The sequence below is a fragment of the Streptacidiphilus anmyonensis genome (assembly GCF_000787855.1).
In the GTDB taxonomy this organism is placed as follows: domain Bacteria; phylum Actinomycetota; class Actinomycetes; order Streptomycetales; family Streptomycetaceae; genus Streptacidiphilus; species Streptacidiphilus anmyonensis.
The window spans coordinates 1-8,754 of record NZ_BBPQ01000049.1 but is presented as its reverse complement, the minus strand read 5'-3'; the positions used below and the strand labels follow the sequence as shown (position 1 = coordinate 8,754).

Here is an 8,754-nt window from a genome sequence, read left to right as displayed (position 1 = left end):
CGCCGAGGCGCACGTCCGTGGCATCGCCGTGGACTGGAAGTCCTTCCTCACCCACGAGGGCGCTCGACGGGTCGACCTGCCGACCTACGCCTTCAACCGCGAGCGTTACTGGCTGGAGTCGGACGGGACCGTCGCGGCGGTCGCGGCCCCGATCGACGCGGTGGACGCCCGCTTCTGGGAGGCCGTCGAGAGCGGCGACCTGGAGGCGCTGTCCGCCACCCTCGACCTGGAGGGGGACCAGCCGCTGAGTTCGGTGCTGCCCGCGCTCTCGGCCTGGCGTCGACAGAGCCGCGAGCAGTCCATCGTGGACGGCTGGCGCTACCGCGACAGCTGGAAGCCTGTCACCGAGGCCGCGTCGGGCATGCTGTCGGGGACCTGGCTGGTCGTGATCCCGGCGGGCTGCGTCGAGGACCCGGCCGTGACGGGCACCCTGGCGATGCTGGCCGGGCGAGGCGTGGATGTCCGCCAGGTCGAGCTGGACGTCGTCGACCGTGCCGTGCTGGCCGAGCAGTTGGGCGCTGCGGTGGATGCCATCGCTGCTGTCTCCGGCGTGCTGTGGCTGCCGGTCTCCGACGGAGACCCGGCGTCCACCGCGACGCTGGTGCAGGCGCTGGGCGATGCGCGGATCGACGCGCCGCTGTGGTGCCTGACCCGCGGTGCGGTGTCGACAGGCCGCTCGGACCGGCTCGTGGATCCCTCGCAGGCACGGCTGTGGGGTCTGGGTCGGGTGGTGGCTCTGGAGCATCCGGAGCGATGGGGTGGTCTGGTCGACCTCCCGGAGACGATCGACGAGCGTGTGCTGTCCCGCCTCGCGGGCGTGCTGGCCGGCGTCGCGGGTGAGGACCAGGTCGCGATCCGCGCGTCGGGTGTGTTCGGTCGTCGTCTGGTGCGGGCGTCGCGTGGCGAGGCGGTGGAGTGGCGTCCGTCCGGCACGGTGCTGGTCACGGGCGGTACGGGTGCGCTGGGTGCGGAGGTTGCGCGTTGGCTGGTGCGCAACGGGGCCGAGAGTCTGGTGCTGACGAGTCGTCGTGGGTTGGACGCGCCTGGCGCGGTGGAGCTGCGGGACGAGCTGACTGCTGCCGGTGTGAGTGTCACGGTGGCGGCGTGTGATGCGGCCGACCGTGAGGCGCTGGCCGCGTTGCTGGCTGAGTACCCGGTGTCGGCGGTGTTCCACACCGCTGGTGTGCTGGACGACGGTGTCGTGGACGGGCAGACGGCGGAGCGTTTCGCCGCGGTGGCCCGTCCGAAGGTGGACGCCGCGCGGAACCTGCACGAGCTGACCTCGGATCTGTCGGCGTTCGTGCTGTTCTCCTCGATGGCGGGTTCGGTCGGCAGCGCCGGCCAGTCCAACTACGCCGCTGCCAACGCCTTCCTGGACGCGCTGGCCCAGCAGCGTCGGGCTGACGGTCTGGTCGCGACGTCGATCGCGTGGGGTGCCTGGGCCGAAGCGGGTCTGGCGACCGAGGAGCTGATCGCTGACCGGCTGCGTCGCGACGGCGTCGTCGGTATGGTCCCCGCGCTCGCCATCACGGCGATGCAGCAGGCTCTCGACCATGGCGACATCGCCCTGACGATCGCCGACGTCGACTGGGACCGGCTCGCTGCCGAGTTCGCCGCCGTCCGTCCGAGTCGCCTCTTCGACGAGATCCCAGAGGTCCAGCGCCTTCGTTCGGCCGCCGCCGAGTCGCGGTCCGAGGGCGCCACGGCCGACGTCGGCTCCTCGCTGACCGGGCGGCTGGCCGCCCTGTCGTCCGCGGAGCAGGGTCGCGCGCTGCTGGATCTGGTGCGCGCCCAGGTGGCGGCGGTGCTGGGCTACGCCGACGCGACCGCGGTGGAGGGTGGCCGGGCGTTCAAGGAGCTGGGCTTCGACTCGCTGACCGCGGTCGACCTGCGCAACCGGATGAACGCGGCGACCGGTCTGAAGCTGCCGGCGACGCTGGTCTTCGACTACCCGTCGGCGACCGCGCTCGCCGACCACCTGCGCACCGAACTGCTCGGCCACCAGCCGGTGGCCGAGGCGTCCCGGCCCACGGTCGCCCTGGCGGACGACGAGCCGATCGCCATCGTCGCGATGAGCTGCCGCTTCCCCGGCGGGGTGACCTCGCCCGAGGAGCTGTGGCAACTGCTCGTCTCGGGTGGTGACGCGGTCGTGGACTTCCCGACCGACCGCGGTTGGGACCTCGACTCCCTCTTCGACGACGACCCCGACCAGCTCGGCAAGGTCTACACCCGCAAGGGCGCGTTCCTCCAGGACGCCACCCGGTTCGACTCCGCGTTCTTCGGCATCAGCCCGCGTGAAGCGACGACCATGGACCCGCAGCAGCGTCTGCTGCTGGAGACCTCCTGGGAGGTCTTCGAGCGGGCGGGCATCGACCCGGCGTCGCTGCGTGGCAGCCAGTCCGGCGTCTTCATCGGCACCAACGGCCAGGACTACATCTCGCTGCTGGCCGACGGGCAGGAAGGGATCGAGGGTCACCGGCTCACGGGCACGGCGACGAGCGTGATCTCCGGCCGGCTCTCTTACACGTTCGGGCTGGAGGGGCCCGCGGTCTCCGTAGACACGGCCTGCTCGGCGTCGCTGGTGGCGCTGCACATGGCGGTGCAGGCACTCCGTAACGGCGAGTGCTCGCTGGCGCTGGCCGGTGGTGTGACCGTGATGTCCACGCCGGACCTGTTCATCGAGTTCAGCCGTCAGCGTGGACTGTCGACCGATGGCCGGTGCAAGGCGTTCGCGGGTGCCGCGGACGGCACCGGCTGGGGCGAGGGCGCCGGCATGCTGCTCGTCGAGCGCCTCTCGGACGCCCAGCGCAACGGCCACCCGGTCCTCGCGGTCGTGCGCGGCAGCGCGGTCAACCAGGACGGTGCGAGCAACGGTCTGACGGCCCCGAACGGCCCGTCGCAGCAGCGGGTCATCCGTCAGGCGCTGGCCTCGGCCGGCCTGACGGCCGACCAGATCGACGCGGTCGAGGCGCACGGCACCGGCACCCGCCTCGGCGACCCGATCGAGGCGCAGGCCCTGCTCGCCACCTACGGTCAGGAGCGCTCGGGGGACCGGCCGCTGCTGCTCGGCGCACTGAAGTCCAACATCGGGCACACGCAGGCGGCTGCCGGCGTGGCCGGTGTGATCAAGATGGTCATGGCGATGCGGCACGGCGTGCTGCCGCAGACGCTGCACGTGGACGAGCCGACGCCGCATGTCGACTGGTCGGCGGGTGCGGTGGAGCTGCTGACCGAGGCGATGGCGTGGCCGGAGACCGGTGCGCCGCGTCGGGCCGGTGTCTCGGCCTTCGGTGTGAGCGGGACCAACGCGCACACGATCCTGGAGCAGGCTCCGGAGGTCTCCACGGAGGAGGTCGCCGAGCCTTCGGCGGCGCCGTCGGTCCTGCCGGTGCTGCTGTCGGCGAAGAACGACACCGCCCTGCGGGCCCAGGCGCAGGAGCTGCTCTCGCGCGTCGAAGCCGACGCCGAGCTGCGGCTCGCGGATCTCGGCTACTCGCTTGCGACGACGCGCGCGGCCTTCGAGCAGCGCGCCGCGATCGTCGCGGGGGAGCGGGCGGAGGTGCTGGCCGGACTGGCGGCTCTGGCCGGGGGCGGTTCCGCGACCGGGATTGTGCGTGGCTCGGTGGTGGACGGGCGGACGGCGTTCCTGTTCACCGGTCAGGGCAGTCAGCGGGCCGGGATGGGCCGTGAGCTGTACGAGGCGTTCCCGGTGTTCGCGGATGCGCTGGACGAGGTGTTCGCACACCTGGACCAGCACCTGGACCTTTCGGTGCGGGAGGTCGTCTTCGCGGGTGAGCGGATCGACGAGACGGCGTATACGCAGCCGGCGCTGTTCGCGATCGAGGTCGCGCTGTTCCGCCTCGTGGAGTCGTGGGGTCTGACGCCGGACTTCCTGGCCGGTCACTCGATCGGTGAGCTGGCGGCTGCGCACGTCGCGGGTGTTCTCTCGCTTGCGGATGCGGCGACCCTGGTCGCGGTGCGTGGCCGGCTGATGCAGGCGTTGCCGTCGGGCGGTGCGATGGTGGCGGTGCAGGCGTCCGAGGACGAGGTGCTGTCGCTGCTCACCGACGAGGTGGGGATCGCGGCCGTCAACGGCCCGACCTCCGTGGTGCTTTCCGGTGCCGAGCAGGCCGTGCTGGAGGTCGCCGGGCAGTTGGCTGCCGAGGGTCGTAAGACCAAGCGGCTGACGGTGAGCCACGCGTTCCACTCGCCGCTGATGGACCCGATGCTGGACGAGTTCCGGGCGGTCGTGGCGGGTCTGACGTTCGACACTCCGCGGATCCCGATCGTGTCGACGCTCGACCAGTCCGCCGACCTGACCTCGCCCGACTACTGGGTGCGCCACGTCCGCGAGGCGGTCCGCTTCCGCGACGCGGTCGCGACGCTGGAGCGTGAGGGTGTCCGCACGTTCCTGGAGCTTGGTCCGGACGGCGTGCTGTCCGCGCTCGGCCAGGACTGCGTCACCGTCGAGGACGTCGCGTTCGCGCCCGTCCTGCGGGCGGAGCGTCCGGAGGTCCGGACGCTGACCACGGCGCTGGCCCAGGCCCACGTGCGCGGCGTGACCGTCGACTGGACGGCCGTCTTCGCCGGTGCCGGTGGCCGCAGGGTCGATCTGCCCACCTACGCCTTCCAGCGCGAGCACTACTGGCCCGAGCGGCTGCCCGTCGGCACGGGCGACGTCACGGCCGTCGGCCTCGCCGTGGCGGGGCACCCCCTTCTCGGCGCGGCGGTCTCGCTCGCTGCGGCGGACGGGTTCCTGTTCACCGGCCGTCTGTCGGTGCGGTCGCACCCGTGGCTGGCCGACCATGCCGTGATGGGCTCGGTGCTGCTGCCGGGCACCGCCTTCGTCGAACTGGCTGTGCGGGCCGGTGACCAGGTCGGCTGCTCGGTTCTGGAGGAGCTGACGCTGGAAGCGCCGCTCGTCCTTCCGGAGCAGGGCGCGGTCCACGTGCAGCTCTCGGTGGAGGCAGCCGACGAGTCGGGCCGCCGCGCGGTGAGCCTGCACTCGCGGCTGGAGGACGCGGTCGCCGGGGGAGACGCGTGGACCCGGCACGCCACCGGCGTGCTCGCGCCCGCCGTCAACGCCGAGCCGGCGTTCGAGCTGACCGAGTGGCCGCCGGCCGGCGCGGTCGAGGTCGACGTCACGGACCTGTACGAGCGCCTGGCCGCTGCCGGTTTCGGTTACGGCCCGGTCTTCCAGGGCCTGCGCGCCGCCTGGCGCCTGGGCGAGGACGTCTGTGCGGAGGTCCGCCTGCCGGAGGCCGCGCACGGCGACGCCGCGCTGTTCGGCCTGCACCCGGCGCTGCTGGATGCCGCACTGCACGCGGTCGGCATCGGCGACATGCTGGACGAGAACGGCGGCGGGCGACTCCCGTTCGCCTGGAGCGGCGTGACCCTGCACGCGGCCGGAGCGGCGGCGGTGCGGGTGCGGATGTCCCCGGCCGGCCGTGACACGGTCTCGCTGGTGCTCGCCGACGAGTCGGGCCGGCCGGTGGCCTCGGTCGACTCGCTCGCGATGCGCGAGGTCTCCGAGGAGCAGGTGCGGGCCGCCCGTGGCGCGTTCGCCGAGTCGCTCTTCCGGGTGGACTGGGTCGCGCTGCCCGTCCCGTCGGCGTCGGCCCCGGTCGGGGGCTGGGCGGCGCTGGGCGAGGACGTGCTCGGCTCGGGCGCGGAGGCCTTCGCCGACCTGGGCGCGCTGGCTGCGGCCGTGGACGGCGGCCTGGCCGCACCCGAGACTGTCCTTCTCGCCCTGGACACCGTCGACGCGACCGACGCCGCAGACCTCGCCGTATCAGTCCGGTCCGCTCTCAGCGATGCGCTGTCTGTGGTCCAGTCCTGGCTGGCGGACGACCGGTTCGGCGCCTCTCGCCTGGTCCTGGTGACCCGTGGCGCGGTGGCTGTCGACGCGGCCGAGCTGCTGGACCTGACGCACGCTCCGGTGTGGGGTCTGCTGCGCTCCGCGCAGTCCGAGAACCCGGGCCGGTTCGTCCTGCTCGATCTGGACGGCCAGGACACCTCGCTCCGCGCCCTGCCCGGCGCCGTGGCGTCCGGGGAGCCGGAGCTGGCGATCCGCGCGGGTGAGGTCCGGGTGCCGCGACTGGCCCGGGTGGCCGCCGCCGTCGATGCCGCGCCGGTGTTCGACACTGACGGCACGGTGCTGGTGACCGGTGCGTCGGGGATGCTGGGCGCGCTCGTGGCCCGGCATCTGGTGGTCGAGCACGGGGTGCGGAGCCTGCTGCTGGTGTCGCGGCGTGGCGCGGACGCGCCGGGCGCTGTCGAACTGGTCGCTGAGTTGGCCGCGTTGGGTGCGGATGTCACGGTCGCTGCGTGCGACGTGGCGGACCGGGAGGCGCTGGCCGGGCTGCTGGCGGAGCACCGGGTGACGGGTGTGGTGCACACGGCCGGTGTGCTGGACGACGGGATCGTCTCCTCGCTCACGCCCGAGCGGCTCGACACGGTGCTGCGTCCGAAGCTGGACGCGGCGCTCAACCTGCACGAACTCACCTCGGACCTCTCCGCGTTCGTGCTCTTCTCCTCGGCTGCCGGCACCTTCGGCGGTCTCGGCCAGGGCAACTACGCCGCCGCGAACGTCTTCCTGGACGCGCTGGCGCGCCAGCGCCGGGCCCAGGGCCTTCCGGCCGTCTCCCTCGCCTGGGGCGCCTGGGCGAACGGCGGCATGATCGGCAGCCTCGCCGAGGTCGACGTCCAGCGGATGAGCCGCGGCGGCGTCGAGGGCATGTCTGCCGAGGAGGGCCTGGCACTCTTCGACGCCGCCTGCGCCGCGGGCGACGCCATGCTCGTGCCGATGCGGCTCGACCTCGCCGCGCTGCGCGCCGAGGCTGCGGCGGGCACCCTGCCGCCGCTGCTGCGTGGACTGGTGCGGGGACCGGTGCGTCGTGCCGTCGAGGCCGGGCGGTCGGGGACGGCCGCCGGTTCGTCCCTCGTGCGGACGCTGAGCGCGCTGCCGGTGGGCGAGCGCGAGGGTGCGCTGCTGGACCTGGTGTGTGGTCGTGTGGCGGCGGTGCTGGGCTATGCGGACGCGACGGCGGTCGAGTCCGGTCGGGCGTTCAAGGAGCTGGGTTTCGACTCGCTGACCGCCGTCGAGCTGCGCAACGAGCCAACGGTGCGACCGGCCTTCGCCTGCCCGCGACGCTGGTCTTCGACTATCCGACCCCGGGCGCGCTGGCCGCGTTCCTGCGCACCGAGCTGCTGGGCGACGAGTCGCAGACGGTGGTGGTCACCTCGGCTGCGGCGACGACGGACGACCCGATCGCGATCGTCGGCATGGCCTGCCGCTACCCGGGTGGTGTGGAGTCGCCCGAGGACCTGTGGCGGCTGGTGTCGTCCGGCTCGGACGCGATCTCCGGCTTCCCGGCCGGTCGTGGCTGGGACCTGGACGGGCTCTACCACCCGGATCCGGACCACCAGGGCACCACCTACGCCCGCGAGGGCGGCTTCCTGCACGACGCGGGCCTGTTCGACCCGGAGTTCTTCGGCATCTCGCCTCGCGAGGCGCTGGCGATGGACCCGCAGCAGCGACTGCTGCTGGAGACTTCCTGGGAGGCGATCGAGCGGGCCGGCATCGACCCGGGCACGCTGCGCGGCAGCCGCACCGGCGTCTTCGCCGGTGTGATGTACCACGACTACGCGGCGGGCGTGACCGATTTGCCCGACGGCGTCGAGGGGCACCTCGGTACCGGTGTGTCCGGCAGCATCACCTCGGGCCGCGTCGCCTACACCCTGGGCCTGGAGGGCCCGGCGGTCACCGTCGACACCGCGTGCTCCTCGTCGCTGGTCGCGCTGCACTGGGCGATCCAGTCGCTCCGTAACGGCGAGTGCACGATGGCCCTGGCCGGTGGTGTGGCGATCATGTCCACCCCCGAGGTCTTCGTGGACTTCAGCCGCCAGCGCGGTCTGTCCGTCGACGGGCGCTGCAAGGCGTTCTCCGCCGACGCGGACGGCACCGGCTGGGGTGAGGGCGTCGGCATGCTGCTCGTGGAGCGGCTGTCGGATGCTCGGCGCAACGGTCACCCGGTCTTGGCGGTGGTGCGTGGCAGCGCGGTGAACCAGGACGGCGCCAGCAACGGTCTGACGGCTCCCAACGGTCCGTCGCAGCAGCGGGTCATCCGCCAGGCGCTGGCCAACGCCGGCCTGACCGTCGACGAGATCGACGCGGTCGAAGCCCACGGCACCGGGACGCCGCTGGGCGACCCGATCGAGGCTCAGGCGCTGCTGGCCACCTACGGCCGCGACCGCTCTGCGGAGGAGCCCCTGTGGCTGGGGTCGCTGAAGTCGAACATCGGGCACACGCAGGCGGCGGCGGGTGTCGGCGGCATCATCAAGATGGTGACGGCGATGCGCCAGGGTGTGCTGCCGCAGACCCTGCACGTCACCGAGCCGTCCCCGAAGGTGGATTGGGCCTCGGGTGCGGTCGAGCTGCTGACCGAGCAGCGTGAGTGGCCGGAGACCGGTCGTCCGCGTCGCGCGGCGGTGTCGTCCTTCGGCATCAGCGGCACCAACGCCCACACGATCCTGGAGTACGTCCCGACCGAGCCGGTTGTCATGGCGGAAGCCGTGGCGGTCCCGACGGTGCCGCTGGTGCTGTCGGCGAAGAGCGAGGCGGCGCTGCCTGGGCAGGCGGCGCGGTTGCTGTCCTTCCTGCGGGACCGAGACGAGCTCGAACTGTCGGACGTGGCTCGGGCGTTGGTTGCCTCGCGGTCGGTGTTCGAGCAGCGTGCGGTGGTGGTCGCGGGT

Annotated in this window: 1 pseudogene; it reads left to right on the top strand. The window is 72.9% G+C overall.

From position 1 onward, the window contains the following. Window positions 1-8,754: pseudogene (locus TR50_RS30370) on the top strand (SDR family NAD(P)-dependent oxidoreductase); the annotation flags it as partial.